The sequence below is a fragment of the Nocardia veterana NBRC 100344 genome, assembly GCF_000308855.1.
In the GTDB taxonomy this organism is placed as follows: domain Bacteria; phylum Actinomycetota; class Actinomycetes; order Mycobacteriales; family Mycobacteriaceae; genus Nocardia; species Nocardia veterana.
This window is the reverse complement of the sequence record NZ_BAGM01000056.1, coordinates 46,716-65,552: the sequence shown is the minus strand read 5'-3', so window position 1 is coordinate 65,552 and position 18,837 is coordinate 46,716. Positions and strand designations below refer to the sequence as shown.

The 18,837-nt window shown below is 68.9% G+C and carries 14 protein-coding genes; 4 read left to right on the top strand and 10 right to left on the bottom strand.

The annotated features are described in order from the left end of the window. Positions 1–31: 31 nt before the first annotated feature. The 3 genes from ON37_RS09725 to ON37_RS09715 form a co-directional block, all read right to left on the bottom strand. On the bottom strand, positions 32–1,768 hold the full coding sequence (locus tag ON37_RS09725; RefSeq protein WP_040718532.1) for a pyruvate dehydrogenase: 1,737 nt from the start codon (positions 1,766–1,768) through the stop codon (positions 32–34). A gap of 311 nt (positions 1,769–2,079) precedes the next feature. Beyond that, entirely contained in the window at positions 2,080–2,727 is a 648-nt protein-coding gene (locus ON37_RS09720; protein WP_051031397.1) for a hypothetical protein, read from the bottom strand. A gap of 108 nt (positions 2,728–2,835) precedes the next feature. Beyond that, positions 2,836–4,395 carry an amino acid permease gene (locus tag ON37_RS09715; RefSeq protein ID WP_051031396.1) on the bottom strand — a complete coding sequence of 520 codons (1,560 nt, stop codon included), beginning with the start codon at positions 4,393–4,395 and terminating at the stop codon, positions 2,836–2,838. A gap of 303 nt (positions 4,396–4,698) precedes the next feature. On the opposite strand from ON37_RS09715, the gene ON37_RS09710 reads away from it, so the two are divergent. Further along, positions 4,699–5,691 carry an LLM class flavin-dependent oxidoreductase gene (locus ON37_RS09710; protein ID WP_210741934.1) on the top strand — a complete coding sequence of 331 codons (993 nt, stop codon included), beginning with the start codon at positions 4,699–4,701 and terminating at the stop codon, positions 5,689–5,691. On the opposite strand, the gene ON37_RS09705 is transcribed toward ON37_RS09710, so the two are convergent. Genes ON37_RS09705 through ON37_RS09695 form a run of 3 tightly spaced genes read right to left on the bottom strand, consistent with a single transcriptional unit; the run spans position 5,643 to position 8,034 of the window. Beyond that, positions 5,643–6,683, bottom strand: coding sequence for a hypothetical protein (locus tag ON37_RS09705; RefSeq protein WP_040718531.1), 1,041 nt, complete (start codon positions 6,681–6,683; stop codon positions 5,643–5,645). The two genes, ON37_RS09710 and ON37_RS09705, sit on opposite strands and share 49 nt — an antisense overlap. Positions 6,684–6,723: 40 nt before the next feature. Then, on the bottom strand, positions 6,724–7,212 hold the full coding sequence (locus tag ON37_RS32370; RefSeq protein WP_040718529.1) for a PspA/IM30 family protein: 489 nt from the start codon (positions 7,210–7,212) through the stop codon (positions 6,724–6,726). A 39-nt stretch (positions 7,213–7,251) separates the two neighbouring features. Then, positions 7,252–8,034 carry an alpha/beta hydrolase gene (locus ON37_RS09695; RefSeq protein WP_040718528.1) on the bottom strand — a complete coding sequence of 261 codons (783 nt, stop codon included), beginning with the start codon at positions 8,032–8,034 and terminating at the stop codon, positions 7,252–7,254. A gap of 200 nt (positions 8,035–8,234) precedes the next feature. On the opposite strand from ON37_RS09695, the gene ON37_RS09690 reads away from it, so the two are divergent. Next, entirely contained in the window at positions 8,235–8,987 is a 753-nt protein-coding gene (locus ON37_RS09690; RefSeq protein WP_040718527.1) for a hypothetical protein, read from the top strand. 8 nt (positions 8,988–8,995) lie between these two features. Here ON37_RS09690 and pheT read toward each other — a convergent pair whose 3' ends face one another. The 3 genes from pheT to ON37_RS09675 form a co-directional block, all read right to left on the bottom strand. Continuing rightward, entirely contained in the window at positions 8,996–11,497 is a 2,502-nt protein-coding gene (pheT, locus tag ON37_RS09685) for a phenylalanine--tRNA ligase subunit beta (RefSeq protein ID WP_040718526.1), read from the bottom strand. Between the two features lie 55 nt (positions 11,498–11,552). Then, positions 11,553–12,686: a phenylalanine--tRNA ligase subunit alpha gene (pheS, locus tag ON37_RS09680; RefSeq protein ID WP_040718525.1), complete on the bottom strand. Its 1,134-nt coding sequence runs from the start codon at positions 12,684–12,686 to the stop codon at positions 11,553–11,555. 202 nt (positions 12,687–12,888) lie between these two features. Then, complete coding sequence (locus tag ON37_RS09675) at positions 12,889–14,454, bottom strand: DHA2 family efflux MFS transporter permease subunit (protein ID WP_083892856.1); 1,566 nt, start codon at positions 14,452–14,454, stop codon at positions 12,889–12,891. A 146-nt stretch (positions 14,455–14,600) separates the two neighbouring features. Between ON37_RS09675 and ON37_RS09670 the strand changes: the two genes are divergently transcribed. Both ON37_RS09670 and ON37_RS09665 read left to right on the top strand, forming a co-directional pair. Next, the gene (locus tag ON37_RS09670; RefSeq protein ID WP_040718523.1) at positions 14,601–15,176 is read left to right on the top strand and encodes a TetR/AcrR family transcriptional regulator; all 576 of its coding nucleotides are present in this window, start codon (positions 14,601–14,603) and stop codon (positions 15,174–15,176) included. Positions 15,177–15,357: 181 nt separating this feature from the next. Next, positions 15,358–17,772, top strand: coding sequence for an MFS transporter (locus ON37_RS09665; protein ID WP_040718522.1), 2,415 nt, complete (start codon positions 15,358–15,360; stop codon positions 17,770–17,772). Between the two features lie 201 nt (positions 17,773–17,973). On the opposite strand, the gene ON37_RS09660 is transcribed toward ON37_RS09665, so the two are convergent. Next, entirely contained in the window at positions 17,974–18,822 is an 849-nt protein-coding gene (locus ON37_RS09660; protein ID WP_040718579.1) for a TrmH family RNA methyltransferase, read from the bottom strand. Positions 18,823–18,837: the final 15 nt, after the last annotated feature.

The following is an 18,837-nucleotide window of genomic DNA, read 5'->3' as shown; positions in this document are numbered from 1 at the left end:
GCGCCGCCGGGCGCGTGCCCCGCGGACGACGTCAGCGCGGCACGTTGCGCAGATTGGATCGGGCCATATCGATCATGCGGCCCACCCCACCGGTCAGCACGATCTTGCTGGCGGCCAGCGCGAAGCCGCGAACCTGCGCGGCGGTGATGTGCGGCGGCAGGGACAACGCGTTCGGATCCGTCACCAGGTCGACGAGCGCGGGGCCCGGATGCGCCAGCGCCTCGGCCAGGGCCGCGCGAATATCGGACGGCTCGGTGACCCGGACGCCGTGGATACCGGCGGCTCGGGCGACGGCGGCGAAATCGACCGGCGCATGGTCGGTTTCGAAATTCGGCAGCCCGTCCACCAGCATTTCCAGTCGTACCATCCCCAACGACGCATTGTCGAAGACCACGATCTTGACCGGCAGCCGGTGCAGCGCGACGGTGAGCAGTTCGCCCATCAGCATGCCCAGCCCGCCGTCGCCGGACATCGAGATCACCTGCCGGCCCGGATAGGCGAATTGCGCCCCGATCGCATGCGGCAGCGCGTTGGCCATCGTGCCGTGCAGGAACGACCCGATCACCCGGCGGCGGCCGTTCGGGGTCAGATAGCGGGCCGCCCACACATTGCACATGCCGGTGTCGACGGTGAAGATCGCATCGTCGGCTGCGAGTTCGTCGAGGATGTCGGCGGCGTATTCGGGGTGAATCGGCTTGTGGTCGGCGACATTTCGAGTGTAGGCCGCGACCACCTGCTCGAGCAGCCGGCAGTGCTCGGCGAGCATGCGGTCCAGGAATTCACGGTCCGGTTTCTGTTCCACCAGGGGCAGAACCGCGCGCAGAGTTTCCCGGACGTCGCCGTGCACGGCCAGTTGCAGCGGTGTGCGACGGCCGAGCCGGGCGGCATCGTGGTCGATCTGCACGGTGCGGGCTCCGGGCAGGAATTCGTCGTAGGGAAAGTCGGTGCCGACCAGGACGACGAGATCGGCGTCGTGCATGGCCTGGTAGCAGGCGCCGTAGCCGAGCAGGCCGCTCATTCCCACGTCGTAGGGGTTGTCGAACTGGATCCATTCCTTACCGCGCAGGCTGTGCCCGATGGGTGCGTGCACCAGCTCCGCGAGCCGCATCACCTCCGCGTGCGCGTCCCGCGCACCGGCGCCGCAGAACAGGGTGACGGTTCGCGCCGCATTCAGGGCGTCGGCGAGCGCCCGCACCTGATCGGGCGGGGGTACGACGCGGCCGAGTTCGGCGACGAGGCTCGTTTCGCCGGTCGGGTGCGCGGCGTCCAACTGCGCGACATCGCCCGGCAGCACCACCACCGCCACCTCGTTGCGCGCCAGGGCGTGCTGGATCGCGATCCGGAGCATGCGTGGCATCTGCTCGGGCCGGCTGATCATTTCGCAGTAGCCGCTGCATTCGACGAAGAGTCGTTCCGGGTGCGTCTCCTGAAAGAACTGGGTGCCGATCTGATCGGACGGGATGTGGGAGGCCAGCGCCAGGACCGGCGCACCGGTGCGATGGGCGTCGTAGAGGCCCTGGATGAGGTGCGTGTTCCCTGGGCCGCAACTGCCGGCGCAGACGGCCAGGCGGCCGGTGAGTTGCGCCTCGGCCGCCGCGGCGAAGGCGGCGGCTTCCTCGTTGCGCACATGCACCCATTCGATGTCCGGGGTGCGGCGCACCGCGTCGACGATCGGGTTGAGGCTGTCGCCCACCACACCGTAGATCCGCCGTACTCCGGCCTGCACGAGAACGTGCACGAATTGATCGGCCACATTCGTTTTCGCCATCCGCTCTCCTCCACCGCTGTGATCGGCGGCGGCACGCCACCGTCGCCCCGAGCCGAAGCTCGCTTACCGGATGAAACAGATTCGCGATCGCTCCGGATACTACCGGGCGTACCGGCGCGGAAACGGTCTCGGACGTGGAGCCGAACCTCGGCCGCCGCAGCGCTGCTTCCGCGGCCGAGACGGACGGTTCGCACCCGCGCGGTCTCGACCGCGCCCGACCGTCGGCGCAACCGCTGCGCGGACGGCCGCCCGAAACCCTTTGCGGCACAGGCTGTCACGCCGCGCCAGGACCGACGTCCCGCCGTTCGGGCCTACCGAAGCCAGGACGGTGGCGGATCGCTCAGCGGGGTCATACCCGGGAAATCCGGAATCGGGCCGGTGAACGGTGGCAGCGCCGCGAAGTGCGGATCGAGGCGCGCAGTGCGGGCGAGCTCGGCGAACCATCGACGGGCACGGGTCAGCGCGTGATCGGGGAACTCGGGGTCCCACCGAGCGTCATCGGCCGCGCTGTAGGGCAGGGCACTCGCACGATCGGGTGCGTACGGGTGCGGCGGATGGGCGGCGTCGATTCCCGTTCTGGCCGCGACCGTGACGTCGCGGTATCCGGTGGGGCCGTTCTCGGCGCACAGCACGAGCAACGATGCAGCGCCGGTCGCTCTCGGCACGATGATCGAGGCGGTGTAGATCAGGCCGTGCGGCCGGTTCCAATGCGGTACCTTCTCGAAACGCACCAGCGCCGGCAGGTCCGCGAAGGAAACGACGTGCGCTTCGATCAGACAGCCCCGCTCGGCACTGGCTTCGGCGAGCTCGCGCCGCAGAGCCGGCAGATCTTCCAGCGGAGCGGGGATCGTCGGGACTCCGGGGGTGTATTGGCGGATCACCCGATCACCCGTCCGCGGCGAGTCCCAGATATCCGGACCGGTCTGCTGTAACCCGCTGGTGTCGAACAGGATCGGCATTTCCGAGACCCTACCCGGCGGCCTTTCCGCACGCACGACAGCGCGGACGCCATCCGCCGGTCGACTGTGCCTCTCCGGGGCGGCACGGGCGAGCCGCATCCCGCCGCGTCAGCGATGTCCCTCACTGCGCGCGCCGAATTGCTGTCGGTCCATCACGATCACTTCCGGCTCCGCGGGCCGCCCGGGCCACGGTCGCTCGGCGACCACCGGGAACTGCCCGGTGTGGTCGTGTCGGATGGCCGCGATGCGCAAGACCTTTCGGCGCGTCAGGAACCATCCCCCGACCAGCACCGGTCCCATCACCCCGACCGTGGCCACGACCGCCCAGCGTTGAATCGCGTCGCCGCTGCATGCCATCAGCACGATTACGCCGGCGAGGAATACGAGGGTGGCGATGCCGGTGTAGGGTGCGCCGATCATGCGGTAGGCGGGCCGGTGGGAAATACCGTCCCACCAGCGTCGCCACAACCGCAGCTGGCAGAGCAGGACCACCATCCAGGACATGATCGTGCCGAGGGCGGAGACGTTCAGCACGATCTCGAAGGCCTGGTCCGGCACGATCGCTTCGAGCCCGACGCCGATCAGCGCGATCGCGCCGGTGGCCAGAATTCCGACGTAGGGCACGCCGGTGCGCGACATCCGGGCGGCCACCGCGGGGGCGCTGCCGTTCGCCGACATCGAACGCAGAATGCGGCCGGTCGAATACAGGCCGGCGTTGAGGCTGGAGAACGCGGCGGTGAGCACGATCAGATTCATCATCGATCCGGCGGCTGGGACACCGATACGGGCGAAGAAGGTGACGAACGGGCTCTCGCCCTCACGAAAGGCCGTGTAGGGCAACAACAGTCCGAGCAGGACGAGCGAACCGACATAGAACACCCCGATGCGGGCGATGACCGAATTGATGGCGCGCGGCATCACCTCGTGCGGGTTTTCCGTCTCCCCGGCCGCGATACCGACCAATTCCACTGCCGCGTAAGCGAATACGACACCGGTGGTCACCGTGACGAGCGGCAGCACGCCGGTCGGGAACAAGCCGCCGTGATGAGCGAGCACGCTCGGCCCGGTGGGCTCTCCCCGGATGACGAATCGGCCGGCCAGAAAGACCGAGCCCACGACCAGGAACCCGACGAGGGCGACGACTTTCACCAGCGCCACCCAGAATTCGAGTTCGCCGAACCAGCGCACCGAGATCAAATTCGTGCCCACGACCGCAACCAGCGCGACCAGTGCGATGACCCAGTGTGGCACCCCCGTGAAGGCATTCCAATATCGGACATACGTCGCGATCGCGGTGATGTCGACAATGCCGGTCATACACCAGTGAAAGAAATACATCCAACCGACGGCGAATGCCAGCTTCTCGCCATAGAATTCGCGCGCGTAGGAAACGAAGGAGCCGGACGAGGGCCGATACAGCACCAACTCCCCGAGTGCCCGCAGTACGAAGTAGACGAACACGCCGCAGACCGCGTAGACCAGAAACAGCCCCGGACCTGCGCCGGCGAGACGTCCGCCGGCACCGAGGAAGAGTCCGGTGCCGATCACCCCGCCGATCGCGATCATCTGCAACTGGCGGCTGCGTAACGACTTTCGATAGCCGTCCTGCTCGGTGTGCAACGCTGCGGCCAGAGCCGACAATTCGACGGGCCGGTGGTCTGTACTCATGACCGGACCTTCCGGTGGACAACTTTGAAACTTCAAACAACGTACTGCCGTAAACCGTTGCGGCCAGGACTGGGAAGATATCGAAATACCGTGCGGTTGGTTCTCACAAAACGACCGACTTTACCCCATTTACCGCCATTTCAAACCAGTTAGGAAACGCGAACTGAATAGGAAGCTGCGAATTCGCCGTGTTCGAACCGTCGTACCGGTACGTCCGCCGGACGTCGAGCGCGCGATGCCGACACCCGGCGATACCCGCCAGGGAATTGTCCCTACCCGGCCGCCACGCGAAGACTGCTGGGCGTGAACGACATTCGATACGGCCTCCTCCTCCCCGGCGGAGTGGCGCAGTTGGAGCGTGGCGGCGCGGCCCGAGGGCTGGCAGACCTGGCGGCAACCGCCGAGGGTATGGGCTTCGATTCGGTATGGCTGGGCGACTCGCTGAGCCGGGCCCGCATCGAACCGTTGACGATCCTGGCCGCCGCCGCGGCCATGACCGAGCGGATCACGCTCGGCACCGCCGCGCTGATGCCGGCCTACCGGCATCCGGTGCACGCCGCGGCCACCCTGGCCTCGCTGGATCAGCTCGCCTCCGGTCGGCTGATCCTCGGCGTCGGCGCCGGGTTCCCGGAGCTCAGCCGGGCCGAATTCGACCTGGTCGGCGTCGACTACCGGACCCGCTTCACCCATCTCGACGAGACGGTCGCACTGTGGCGGCGGCTGTGGTCCGGCGATACCGCCCCCTTCCACGGCAGGGTGCTGCACTACGACTGGCTGCCGGAGGTGCCGCAGCCGGACCGACCGGGCGGACCGCCGATCTGGGCCACCGGGATCACCCCCGCCGCGCTGGCCCGCACCGGGCGCCACTACGACGGCTGGCTCCCCTACCCGCCGGAAGTGAACACCTACAGCGAAGGGCTCGCCACCGTTCGCGCCGCTGCCGTCGCGGCCGGGCGCGGCGAATCATCGGTGACGCCTGCGCTTTTCGCGACCGTCTACGTATCCGACGACCCCGAAGTGGGCCTTTCGGCGCTCGAACGCTACACGCGGGCAACCTACGCGATGCCGGTCGAGACGGTCGAAGCGATCCAGGTGCTGCTGACCGGCACACCCGAATACCTTGCGGCACAACTCGATCGCTACGCCCGCGCCGGTGCCGAGCACATTCTCCTGCGGATCGCCGCGCTCGACCCCACCGAATTCACCGGCCAGCTCGCGCGGCTCGCGGGGCTCCTTCGATCCGGCGGCTACGACGCGGCGTCGGCCAGGATGGCCAGCACCGGCTCGGAGGTGTAGAACGGTTCCAGGCGTTCGCGAATCAGCTTGGCGAGCACGCCGTTTCGCTTCGCCGCCTCGACCACCGCCGGGCCGTAGCGCAGAATCTCGGTCCGGATGTCGTCGGCGGACAGACCGAGTTCGGGCAGCAGCGCACCGAGGGTGTGGTCACCGTACTTGGCGAAGAACACGTCCACGCACTCGTCGAGCAACACACCCACGTACTCCTTGTCGCGGGTGGTGACGACGATGCGATGCACCAGCAGGGCGAGCTCGCGCAGATCGGCCTGGGTCAGGTAGTCGCGCAGGCCGCTGACCGGCTCGCCGGCGTGCAGGTCCCAGAACTCCATCGCCGCGCCGTGCACGGGCGCGTCGCGCAGCATTTCCCGGATCGCGTTGTTGGTGCGTTTGAGCGCGAACATCGCACCCTTGCCGGCCATATCGCCGATGAAGGTCCCGCTGCTGGCCTTCTCGGCGGCCCTGCGGGCGGACTTGGCCGCGTTGGTGCCGAACGACACCAGCGATCCGACACCCGGCACCTTGCTCGCCATCTGCCGGTTCGACTCCATGAAATCGTCGATCAGCTTGTCGACGAATTTCGAGGCCGCGGTCGCGACGAGCGGGCTCTCGGTCAATCGCTCCAGGATGCGTTCCTGGGCCTGGTGCATGCCGAAGATCTTCTCCAGCAACGCTTCCACCGGCTCGCGGTCCACCACGTCGCCGAGGGTGTAGTCGTTGTTCTCGGCGATGTTGTCGTAGATGGCGTCGGCGAAAACCGCCACCGAATCCTGCAGTACGGGGCTGCCGCCGATGCGGTTCACAACGGTGTGCACCGTCTGCCGAGCGTCGTCGACCGAGACCACATCGCGGAAGACGATGGTGTCGGCGACCGCCAGCACATCGTCGACATCGCGGGCGACGACCTCGGCGAACCGATCTCCCGTCACCTCCGCGAGCAGATAGTCCACCTGCGCGTCGAGCAGTTTCGCGGCGATGTCCTGTGCTGCGGTCATCGGTTCCCCTTCACCTGTCCGGGCCCCGGACCAGGCGGAATCACACGTCGTCGCCGTGTATCGACTTCCGGATCTCGTCCAGGCGGTCCCGCGCGGCCTTCTCCCGCGCCTGCCATTGTTCGTCGGCGCTGCGGCCCGCCGGTGTCTGCCGATCGAGTTCGCTCATCCCCTGCGCGGTGCCGTAGCGCTGCTCGACCTTATCGCGAACTGACTCGAAAGTAGGGACTCCGGATTCGGAGTATCCACCGGGCACGCCGAACCCCTCCGGCGGCAGCGGCACCCCTGACCCCACCGCGACCTGCCCGAATCCGCCGGAGATCGGCGGCGGGACGGCGGCAGCCGCACCCGGAGTGTCGGAACTCACATCCGGCACGGGTGCGGTACGAGTGTCGCGCGACGCCAGTTCGACCGCGGTCAGATGCAACTTCTCCAGCCCGGGCCGGCCCGTGGTCGCGGTCGCCACGACCTCGAGCAGATCCGCATCCTGCAGCGCAGCGAGCAGGGCCGCCATATCACCGGTTTCGGACATGCTCCCAGGCTACGCATCGCCGCGGCGCTCGGGCCGCTTTCAGTCGCCGGACACCGGCGCGACCCCGGCGAGAACATCGCGAACCCACGCCGATACGGTGCCGGACCAGCCGGGAATGGAGACCAGCGTGTTGTGGCCGGCCTTCGGATAGATCAGCAGCCGCTTCGGTCCGGGCGCCGCCGCATACAGCGCCCGGCCCATCGCCACCGGGAGCAGTTCGTCGGCGTCACCGTGCATGACGAAGGTCGGCACGTGCACGTCCCGGATCCGTCGCAGCGTCGGAAACGCGTTCGGCACCAAGGGTTTCGGGATGAACGGATAGACCGCGCGGGCCGCGTCGCGCAGACCGGTGAACGTCGACATGAGAATCATCGCGGCGGGCGGATACTCGGTGGCCAACTCGGTCACCACCGCGCCGCCGAGCGATTTACCAAGGTAGACAACCCGTTTCGGATCCACCCCGGGCTGCTCCGACAACGCCGCGCGGGCGGCACGGGCGTCCAGGTACAGACCGCGTTCGCTCGGCCGGCCGGGACTGCGGCCGTACCCGCGGTAGTCGAAGGTCAGCACGTCGAGCCCGGCGGCGGCCAGCAGGGCCAGGATCGGCGAGCGGTCACCGATATTGCCGCCGTTGCCGTGCGCGTAGAGGACATGTGCAACCGGCTGCTCCGCCCGCACGAACCAGGCATTGATCCGGGCGCCGTCGGCGGCGGTGAGCCAGAGATCCTCGTACTCGAGACCGAACTGCGCCGGCGTCATGGTGATCCGCCGCTCGGGATGAAAGGTCAGCGCATTGAGTACGCCCTCGGCCGGATGTCGCATATCACCTTCCTACCGCCGACGACCACGCCGGCACAGCGTCATGGCCCCGTCCGGCATTCTACGATCGCTCCTGTGAATCGCGCGATCGCACAGGCCCTGGAGCGGATTGCCAAACGGGCCGTCGACGATCTCGGTTTGGAGGGGCGTGCCGCGGCGAACTTCCTCGCCGAGAATGCCCGCCTGATCAGTTGTCCGGCGGCGTGTTCGACAAGGCGGACATCGCCGCGGGCGAGGATCTCATCCGGTTCAAGAGCGAGCTGACGGTGCCGGAGAATCGGCTGCTCGGCCAGCAGTACCGGAATATGACGCCGCACGGGGACCGGCGCGGGAACACCTTCCTGGTCGACGGCGACGACGGAAAGAAGTACATCTACAAACCGGAGTCGCGCGATTCGACCTACAGTTTCAAGGGCTTTCCCAGCGACCCTCGGTCCCGGACCTCACGCGATATCGGCACCTACCGCGCGGACCGGCTGTTCGAATTCGGACGGATCCCGCCGACCGGCCGGATCTCCGGACCGCTGGGCCCGGGGTCCGGCCAGGAATTCGTGCCCGGGCTCAGCCCACCACAGCCGCTCGAGCGGTATCACCCGGAACAGCGCGAACAGATGGCGGTGCTCGATTACACCGTCGGCGCGGTCGACCGGGATGTGAACCACGGCGCCACACCCGCCGGCGACCTCACCGGCTACGACAACCGCATGACCTTCCCGCGTCCCGTGAAAGGTCTGCAGCTGGTGTCGCCGTTCGTCAAGGAGTTCCAGTACCAACCGTTGAGCGAGAACACGATGCGCGCCGTCGAACAGGCGACGCCGCAGCGATTGGCGGCGGTGGTCGGCGATCTCCACGGCATTCGCGGCGCCGAGATCGCCGCGGCCCAGGCCCGGCTCGAGGAGATGCGGACCCGGGGCATGATCACCGGCGAGATGTGGCCGGGCGAGATCTACGCGTAGCCCGGTCGTCAGCCGCGCAGCACGGCTCCCACCGCATCGGCCGCCGCGGCGACCGCGGCATCCCGCGCCGCGCTGGCCTCGTCCTCGGTCAAGGTGCGGTCGGTGGCGCGGAACCGCAGGGCGTAGGTGAGCGATTTGCGGCCCTCGCCCGCCTGGGCGCCCTCGTACACATCGAACAGCGCGATGTCCTCGAGCAGCTCACCCGCGCCGGTGCGGAGTGCGGACTCCACCTGCGCCGCACCCACCGACTTCTCGACGCTCACCGACACGTCCTGCAGTACCGCCGGGAAGGCGGAAACCACGGGGGCCGGCCGGGATTCGCGCAGCGGCAGGGCGTCCAGATCCAATTCCAACGCGCAGGTTCGCGGCGGCAACCCGCTGCGTTCGAGGACCGCCGGGTGCAACTCTCCGGCGTGTCCGACCACGGTGCCGTCGACCAGCAGTTCCGCGCAGCGGCCGGGGTGGAACGGCAGATAGGCCGCGGCCCGGCGCTCGATCGTGACACCCGCGGCATCGGCGACGGCATCGGCCAGGGCGAAGGCGTCGGCGGCCTCGGCGGCCCGGCCCGGACCCCACGGTCCGCGCGGCTCCCGGCGGCCGGTGAGAACTGCGGCCACGTGCACGGGCTGGTCGGGGAGCGAGTCGATCAGTTCCCGGATCTGCTCGTCGCTGGGCCGCCGGTCGACCGGGAGCGCGGCGACGCCGTGCGTATTCGGACCGGGCAGCACGACCTGCGCGATGCCGTAGATCGACAGATCGCGTTCGCCGCGGGAGATGTTGCGGGCGGCGACCTCCAGCAACGCGGGCAACAGCGTCGTCGCCAGCTCCGCCTTCTCCACATCGAGGGGGTTGAGCACGCGCAGGGTGTTGCGCCGCGGATCGTCCTCGTCGAGGCCCCAGGTGTCGAAGACACCGGCGGTCATGAAGATCGGCGCGGGCACCTCGACGCAGCCGGCGAAGGCGAGCGCGCGGCTGACGGCTCGGCGACGACGCTGCACCGGGGTCAAGCCGCGGCCGGCGGGGGCGGTCGGCAGTACCGAGGGAATCTGCTCGAGTCCCTCCAGCCGCAGCACCTCCTCCACTAGATCGGCGGGCTGCGCCAGGTCCGGGCGCCAGCTCGGCGGGGTCACGACCAGCTGACCGTGCCCGGTCTCGCTCACGCTCACCTCGACCGCACAGCCGATCTGCGCGAGCCGCCGCGCCGAGGTGCCGGTCGGGTAGACCACACCGGCGGTCCGATCGGCCAGATCGATGTCCATCCGGATCGGTTCCACGGCGGGCACCGGCAACCGGACGTCGGTCAACGCGGCTTCGACTGTGCCACCGGCGATTTCGGCCAGCAGGGTGGCAGCCCGATCCAGCGCGGCGACATTGATCTCCGGGTCCACCACGCGCTCGTAGCGCTTGCCGGCCTCCGAGACCAGCTTGTGCCGGCGCGCGGTGCGATAGACCGCGAGCGGATTCCAGGTGGCCGCCTCCAGCAGTACGTCGGTGGTGGCCGCACCGACTTCGGTGCTCGCACCGCCCATGACGCCGGCCAGCGAGATCACGCCCGAATCGTCGGTGATGACGACGTCCTCGGCGTTCAGCACCCGCTCGACATCGTCGAGGGTGCGCAGCGTCTCCCCGGTGTGGGCGCGCCGAACCACCAGCGGGCCGGTCACTTTCGCGGCGTCGAAGGCGTGCAGGGGCTGTCCGAGTTCGAGCATGACGTAGTTGGTCACGTCGACCGCCGGTGAGATCGGGCGCACGCCCGCCAGCAGCAGGCGGCGCTGTAACCACCAGGGGCTCACCGCGTTCGGGTCGACGCCGGTCACCTTCCGAACGGCGAAGCGGGTGCAACCGGATTCCGGTTCCACCGTGACGGCATAGGCATCGGCCTCGTCGTCGGGCAGGGTGCGGACCGCCGGATCGGCGTAGTCGAGGTCGAAACCGCAGGCCAGTTCGCGGGCCAGGCCGCGCACCGAGAAGCAGTAACCGCGGTCCGGGGTGATGTTGAGTTCGACCACCGTATCGTCGAGGCCCAGCAGTTCGTTGGCATCAGCGCCCGGTTCGGCGGTGCCCGGCTCCAGCACCAGAATGCCCGAGTGGTCCTTACCGATCCCGAGTTCGGCGACCGAGCAGATCATGCCGTTGGACACGTGCCCGTAGGTCTTACGCGAGGTGATCCGGAATCCGCCGGGCAGTACCCCGCCCGGCAGCACTACCACGACGAGGTCACCGACCGCGAAATTGCGTGCGCCGCAGATGATCTCCTGCAGTTCCGGCTTGCCGACATCGACCTTGCAGAAGCGGATCGGCTTCTTGAACTCGGTCAGCTCGGTGATCTCGGCGACCCGGCCGACCACCAGCGGATGCTCGATATCGCCGGTCACCGGCTGCAGCGTGTCGAGTTCCTCGACCTCGAGGCCCACGCGGACGAAACCGGCGTCGAGTTCCTCGGGCGTCAGCGACCAGTCGGGAGTGGTCCGCCGCAGGGTTTCGGTCAGCCAGGACTGCGCTACTCGCACTTGACGTTTCGCTTCCTCGTAAGAAGGTTCTCGGGTTGGGGGGTGTCGGCCGGACTCAGGCGCGGATGCCGAACGGCAGCGTGAAGCGGACATCGCCCTCGACGATGTCGCGCATATCCGGAATGCCGTTGCGGAACTGCAGGGTGCGCTCGAGTCCCATACCGAAGGCGAATCCGCTGTAGACCTCGGGATCGATTCCGCTGGCGACGAGCACCTTCGGGTTGACCATGCCGCAGCCGCCCCACTCGACCCAGCCGGCGCCGCCCTTCTTGTCCGGGAACCACACGTCGACCTCGGCGGAGGGCTCGGTGAACGGGAAGTAGTTGGGCCGCATCCGAGTTCGCGTCTCCGGACCGAACAGCGCCCGCGCGAAGGCGTCCAGCGTGCCGCGCAGATGCGCCATGGTCAGCCCCTTGTCCACCGCCAGGCCCTCGACCTGGGAGAAGACCGGGGTATGGGTGGCGTCCAGTTCGTCGGTGCGGAAGGTGCGGCCCGGGCACACCACGTAGATCGGCAGCTCGCGCGACAGCATCGAACGCACCTGCACCGGCGAGGTATGGGTGCGCAGGACCTGGCGGGAGCCTTCCGCGTCCGGATCGGCGACGGAGCGTGCCCCCGAGGCTCCCGCCTCGGACGCCGGCACGTACGGCGCGACGTGGAACGTGTCCTGCATCGTGCGGGCCGGGTGGTCGGGCAGGAAGTTCAGCGCGTCGAAGTTGAAGTGTTCGGTCTCGACCTCGGGGCCCTCCGCGACCTCCCAGCCCATCCCGACGAACACGTCCTCGATCTGCTCGGAGATCACCGTGATGGGGTGCCGCGCGCCGATCGGGCCGCGGCGCGCCGGCAGCGTGACATCGATGGTTTCGGCGACCAGGACCGCGGCGTCGCGTTCGGCGAGCAGCTGGGCGCGGCGGGCCTCGAATGCCTCCGCGACACGGCCGCGGGCCACGTTCACCCGCTTACCGGCATCGGCCTTGTCCTGTTTGGGCAGGCTGCCCATCGCCCGCTGGGCCAGCGCGATCGGCGATTTGCCGCCCATGTGCTCGGTCTTGGCGGCGGCGAGCGCATCCAGGTCGGCCGCCGCGGCGAACGCCTTCTCCGCGGCGGCGGCAGCAGCGGAGAGAGCCTCTTCGCTGAGCGCCTCCGCCGGCGTCGCTGACTGCTCGGCTGCATCCTTCTCGTCGGCCACGATGGTTCGTCTCTCCCCTGGGCTGGTACGGGTCCTGGGCGGTCGCTCCGGACAATGTCGCGACGCGTCATCTGAGTATTGATGCTATCCAGTCGGCATCGAAACTATATTGTCGCCGGTCGGATAGTAGGTGATGACAGCAGCCCGCCCGCACGGAGATTTCCGGCAATCGAAAGGCGGGGCCACGCCTCGAACACCGGCATCACCGTCTCGGCAGCCGCGACGAGGACGGCGTGGCGCCCGGGACGTCGAGGTGATCGACGCAGCCGGCGCACCGCCCGGACATCCGGGCAGTGCGCCTCCTGGCCGCTGCGACGGTGGCCGTCACCAGCGTCGAGCCGACGGCTCTACTCGACCGCGTGATCCGGCGCGGCAGCAGCAGGGTGGCGCACGCACCGAGCGCCACGATCACCGCTCCCACCCGGATCGCCGGCACCATCCCGGCGACGAAATCTGCCGGGCTGAGATAGGAGCCGTAGGAGGCGAAGATCGATGCCAGCACCGCCACCCCCATCGCCACGCCGACCTCGCGGATCGTGTTGTTGGTGCCCGAGGCCACGCCCTGGTCGCCGGGTGCGACGCTGGCCATCACGACGGTCGAGCCGGGAGCGAAGGTCAGGCCCATCCCGACACCAGCGAGGACGAACGGTCCGATGACCGCGCTGTAGGACGTGTCCGCCGAGAGCAACGCTGCGATCCAGGCCAGCGCCGCCGCCTGCAAGACCTGACCCGCGACGATGAGCGTGCGCGCCCCGACCCGATCGACCACCAGCCCCGCCAGCGGTGCGACCACCATCGGCGCCATCGTCCACGGCAGGGTCCGCACCCCGGCTGCCAGCGGCGAGTAGCCCTGCACGACCTGGAAGAACTGCGCCAGCAGGAAGATCGAGCCGAAGACGCCCACCGCGAACGCGAACGCCGAGACGTTCATCACCCCGAACGCCCGCGAGCGGAACAACCGCATCGGCAGCATCGGCGCCGCTGTGCGCAGCTCCCAGCCGATGAACGCCACCAGGGCCACGGCCCCACCGATCAGGGTGGCCGGCACCGGTCCGGAAGTCCAGCCGTCGTCGGCGCCGTGCACCACGCCCCAGACGAGCGACAGCACACCACCGGCGGACAGCACCAGTCCGAGCGGATCCAAACGCTTTCCGCCACCGAAGGATTCGCTCAGCGTGCGTGCCACGAACGGCAGTGCCAGCACTCCGATGGGCACGTTGAGCCAGAAGATCCACTGCCAGCTCAGTCCGTCGACGACCAGGCCGCCGACCACGGGTCCGACCGCGATGCCGAGGCCGGAAATGCCGCCCCAGATTCCGATCGCGGCACTGCGCTTGGCGACCGGCACCGCATTCGCCAGCAGGGTCAACGACAACGGCATCACCGCGGCGCCGCCGAAGCCCTGGATGGCCCGGGCGGCGATGAGCATCCACGGTTCGGTCGCCAGCGCGCAGGCGGCCGAGGCCAGCGTGAACAGGGCGATGCCCGCGAGATAGACCCGGCGCCGCCCGAACCGGTCGCCGAGCGCGGCGGCGGTGAGCAGCAGCGATGCGAAGGACAGAGTGTAGGCGTTGACGAACCATTGCAGGTCGGCGAGGGATGCGCCGAGTTCGGTCCGGATCACCGGTAAGGCGTTGGTCACGACCAGGTTGTCCAGGGTGACCATGAACATCGGGATGCCGACGGCGGCGAGGATCGCCGCGAGCGGGCGCCGACCGGGTGCGGAACTCCCGGCGCGAGGTGGCGTGTCGAGGGTGATGGTGGTCATTGCGAATCCTTTGTTGTTATCGACTGATAACTTGATGTGAGTCACAGTATGCATCCGCTGATAACATGTCAACAGGCGCCGGCGCCGGCCTCGATCCGCCCGCCGCCGCGCTACGGTGACCGTTCCCGACGATTGCGAGGAGGACCATGGCGGACTCGACCCGCACCCGCCTGACCGCGGCCGAGCGCAGCGAGCAGGTACTCGCGGCCGCCGTCCACGCCTTCGCCGAAAGTGGCTACGCCGCAACGAAAACCGATGAGATCGCCCGGCTCGCCGGAGTATCGCAGCCGTACGTGATCCGGCTGTTCGGAACCAAGGAGCGCCTGTTCGTCGCCGCGGTCAACCGGGCCTGCGGACGGATCGAAGAGGTCTTCCGCGCTGCCCGCGCCGATGCCCCGGCGAATGCGACGCCGCAGGAAGCCTTGCAGGCGCTCGGCAAGGGTTACGAGGTGTTCCTCGCCGAGCGGGAACTGCCGCTGATCATGCTGCACGGCTTCTCCGCCAGTGCCGATCCCGCGATCGGCGACCACGTGCGCGAGCGGTTCGGCCGCATCTACGACCTGGTGCGCGAACTGACCGGCGCCGACACCGACGATGCCCGGCAATTCATGGCCACGGGCATGCTCATCACCGTCATGACGGCCATGCAGGTGATCGGCCCCGACGCGGTGCGGACACCCCGATGGGCCGAGGAGATCAACGCCTGCCTTCGGGACGACTGACCGTCCGTTTCACCCGTTCCGACCGGATGTGATCGAACACACCGGCCGTTCGGCCTTTGCGCGGCGTTCTCACCGGATTATAGTTACTTTCGTTAATCAACTTGTTTGATAAGTCCCCGAACACGTCTTGATGCGGCGCAGCCGACCCGGCCGCCGCATCGACCGCTTCCGAAAGAGAACGATGGCAACCACCTCCGCGAACGACGTCGCGCGCAGATCCCCGGATTCGGGCGACGCGGCGCCGATGACGCACCGGCAGATCATGGAGGCCCTCTCCGGCCTGCTGCTGGGCATGTTCGTCGCGATCATCTCCTCGACGATCGTCACCAACGCGCTGCCGAAGATCATCGGCACCCTCGGCGGCGGACAGTCCGCCTACACCTGGGTCGTCACCGCGTCCCTGCTCGCGATGACGGCCACCACCCCGCTGTGGGGCAAACTCGCCGATCTCTTCAGCAAGAAGGCCCTCGTCCAGATCGCCCTCCTGATCTACGTGGCAGGTTCGGTCGTCGCGGGTCTGTCCCAGAATCCGGGCATGCTGATCGCCTGTCGCGCGGTGCAGGGCATCGGCGCGGGCGGGTTGTCCGCCCTCGCCCAGATCGTGATGGCGGCGATGATCTCGCCGCGCGAACGCGGCCGCTACAGCGGCTATCTGGGCGCGGTCTTCGCGGTCGCGACCGTCGGCGGCCCGCTGCTCGGCGGGGTCATCACCGATACCAGCTGGCTGGGCTGGCGCTGGTGCTTCTATGTCGGCGTCCCGTTCGCCGTGGTCGCGCTGGTCGTGCTGCAGCGCACGCTGCGCCTGCCCGTCACCAAGCGGGAGGTGAAGGTCGACTGGCTCGGCGCCTTCCTGGTGACGGCCGCGGTCTGCCTGCTGCTGGTGTGGGTCACCTTCGCCGGCGACAAGTACGCGTGGCTGTCCTGGCAGACGCTGGCGATGGTGCTCGGCGCGGTGGTGCTGGCGGTGGCGTTCGTCTTCGTCGAGCTGCGGGCCGCCGAGCCGATCGTGCCGATGCACCTGTTCGCCAACCGCACCATCAGCCTGGCCTCGGCGGCCTCGCTGTTCATCGGTGTGGCGATGTTCGCGGGCACCGTGTTCTTCAGCCAGTACTTCCAGCTCGCACGCGGTGAATCGCCGACGATGTCGGGCATCATGACCATCCCGATGATCGGCGGCCTGTTCATCTCCTCGACGGTGTCGGGCCAGATCATCACCCGGACCGGCCGGTGGAAGGCGTGGCTGGTCAGCGGCGGATTCCTGGTGACCGCCGGGCTGGGCCTGCTCGGCACCATCCGCTACGACACCGACTACTGGCTGGTCGCGCTCTACATGGCGATGATGGGCCTGGGCATCGGTATGACGATGCAGAACCTGGTGCTGTGCACGCAGAACCAAGTGGCGCCGCACGAACTGGGCGCGGCGAGTTCACTGGTCACCTTCTTCCGCAGCCTGGGCGGCGCGATCGGGGTGTCGGCACTGGGCGCGGTGATGGCCGAGCGGGTCAAGGACTACATCAGCGACGGCCTGAGTCATCTCGGCCCGGCCGCGGCACAGAGCATGGGTGGCGGCAGCCAGATCCCGGACCTCGCCGCGCTGCCCGGCCCGGTCCGCACGATCGTCGAGGACGGCTACGGCCACGGCATCGCCGATGTGTTCCTGTTCGCCGCGCCCATCGCACTGGTCGCGTTCCTGCTGACCCTGTTCATCAAGGAGGTCGCCCTGCGCACCACCGGCGCACTGGCACAGGTCGCCGAGTCCTCCTCGGAGCCGGTGCTGCCGGCCCAGGTCATGGCCGAAGACGCGTCCGGCCTGGTACCGGAGGAGTTCGTGAGCACCGGGATCACGGTGCACGGCCGCGTCCGGTCCGGCGACGGCACGCCGGTGACGCGCGCGGCGCTCACCCTGATCTCCCCCACCGGGCGCCAGATCGGCCGCACCATCGCCCGCGGCGACGGACACTACGCGCTCGACGCACCGGAACCCGGTTCGTATGTGCTGATCGCCTCGGCCGACGGCTTCCAGCCGCAGGCCACGACGGTCACCGTAGCCGCGCGGCCGCTGGAACACGATGTGCGACTGAGCGGGATGAGCGGTCTGGCCGGTACCGTGCGGGCGGCCGACGACGGGACGCCGGTGGCCGATGCGCTGGTGATCGTCACCGACAGCCGCGGCGACGTCCTGGCGGCAGGTGCGTCGGGACCCGAGGGTGACTACGCGCTGACCGACCTCGTGCCCGGACCGGTGACCGTCGCGGTCAACGCCGCCACATTCCAGCCGGTGGCGGTACCGGCGGAAGTCTCCGGGCAGGGCATCACCCAACTCGACGTGGTGCTCTCCCGCGGCGCCCAGCTGCGCGGTGTCGTGCACGGCGCCCACGGTCCGCTGCGCGATGCCCGGGTGACCCTCATCGATGCCGGGGGTGCGGTGCTCGACAGCACCACCACCGGCGCGGATGGCAGCTACCGGTTCGCCGATCTGGCGGTCGGCGACTACACGGTGGTGGCGGCCGGTTACCCGGCGACCACCTCCACACTCACCCTGGCCGCGGGCACCGACGACGACCATGTGATCGAGTTGGCGCACCCGCGGGACTGATCGGCACACGAGTGGGCGCCGGGCAGGAATGTCCGGCGCCCACAGTCGTATTCGCTACTTGTCGCCGTGTCGCACCGGTCGGCACAGCATGCGTGGTGGACCGGACACCGTGGCCGCCGCGCGGGAGCGCGGACTGCCGGCCGCCGCGAGCCGGGCGGAGAAATCGCCGGCGATCCCGAGAAGCCCCCACCCGACCGGGTGCTATCGGCGATGACGCACGCGCGCGTCGGCGTAGAGACAGATCGCGGCGGCCGCCGCCAGGTTGAGGCTTTCCGCGCGGCCGCGGATGGGGATTCGGATGCGATGATCGGCGCGGGCGGCGAGCGCCGGGTCCAGACCGTGCGCCTCGTTACCGAAAAGCCATGCGGTGCCCCCGGACTCACCGGCGGTGCGGAGCAGCTCGTCGGCGTCGTCGAGATCGACCTCGCCGCGCGCGGTGGTGGCGAGCACGGTGATGTCGTTGTCGCGCAACGCGGTCAGGACCGTGTCGATATCGCGCTCGCGCGCGATCGGCACATGGAAGAGGCTGCCCGCGCAGGCGCGCACACATTTGCCGTTGTGCGGATCCACCGAGTCGCCGGCCAGCACGACACCGTTCGCGCCGACGGCATCGGCCACGCGAATCAACGTGCCCGCATTACCCGGGTCGGACATCTCGACCGGCACCGCCAGCATCCGGGCCGGGGCCGCTCCGCTTTCCGCCGCATCGCGTGCCTGCGGCGACGCGGTGCCCGAAAGCACCTGTTCCAGCGGCACATCCACGAGCCGGCACACCGCGACCAAACCCGGCGGCGTGACGGTCTCCCCCAGATGTTCGGCGGCCCGCTCACTCACGAGGCTGGTACGCACGCCCAGCGCGGCGGCCGTGGCCACCAGCTCGTGTTCCCGTTCGGCGGCGCGATGCGAATAGAACAGCTCCTCGACCCGCTCGGTATCCAGCGCCGCGGCAACGGAATTGGCGCCCTCGGCCAGGAACCGGCCGGTTTTGCGGCGAGCGGCGGAGCGGTGCAGCTTGACAGCGGAAACGACCCGCGGATTACGTTCCGACAGTTCCGGATTCGTCCG

What these genes read in the sequence shown, in the direction of transcription:
- ON37_RS09725 (WP_040718532.1), bottom strand. Translation starts at nt 1,768, where the DNA reads ATGGCGAAAACGAATGTGGCCGATCAATTCGTGCACGTTCTCGTGCAG.
- ON37_RS09720 (WP_051031397.1), bottom strand. Translation starts at nt 2,727, where the DNA reads ATGCCGATCCTGTTCGACACCAGCGGGTTACAGCAGACCGGTCCGGAT.
- ON37_RS09715 (WP_051031396.1), bottom strand. Translation starts at nt 4,395, where the DNA reads ATGAGTACAGACCACCGGCCCGTCGAATTGTCGGCTCTGGCCGCAGCG.
- ON37_RS09705 (WP_040718531.1), bottom strand. Translation starts at nt 6,683, where the DNA reads ATGACCGCAGCACAGGACATCGCCGCGAAACTGCTCGACGCGCAGGTG.
- ON37_RS32370 (WP_040718529.1), bottom strand. Translation starts at nt 7,212, where the DNA reads ATGTCCGAAACCGGTGATATGGCGGCCCTGCTCGCTGCGCTGCAGGAT.
- ON37_RS09695 (WP_040718528.1), bottom strand. Translation starts at nt 8,034, where the DNA reads ATGCGACATCCGGCCGAGGGCGTACTCAATGCGCTGACCTTTCATCCC.
- ON37_RS09675 (WP_083892856.1), bottom strand. Translation starts at nt 14,454, where the DNA reads ATGACCACCATCACCCTCGACACGCCACCTCGCGCCGGGAGTTCCGCA.
- ON37_RS09670 (WP_040718523.1), top strand. Translation starts at nt 14,601, where the DNA reads ATGGCGGACTCGACCCGCACCCGCCTGACCGCGGCCGAGCGCAGCGAG.
- ON37_RS09665 (WP_040718522.1), top strand. Translation starts at nt 15,358, where the DNA reads ATGGCAACCACCTCCGCGAACGACGTCGCGCGCAGATCCCCGGATTCG.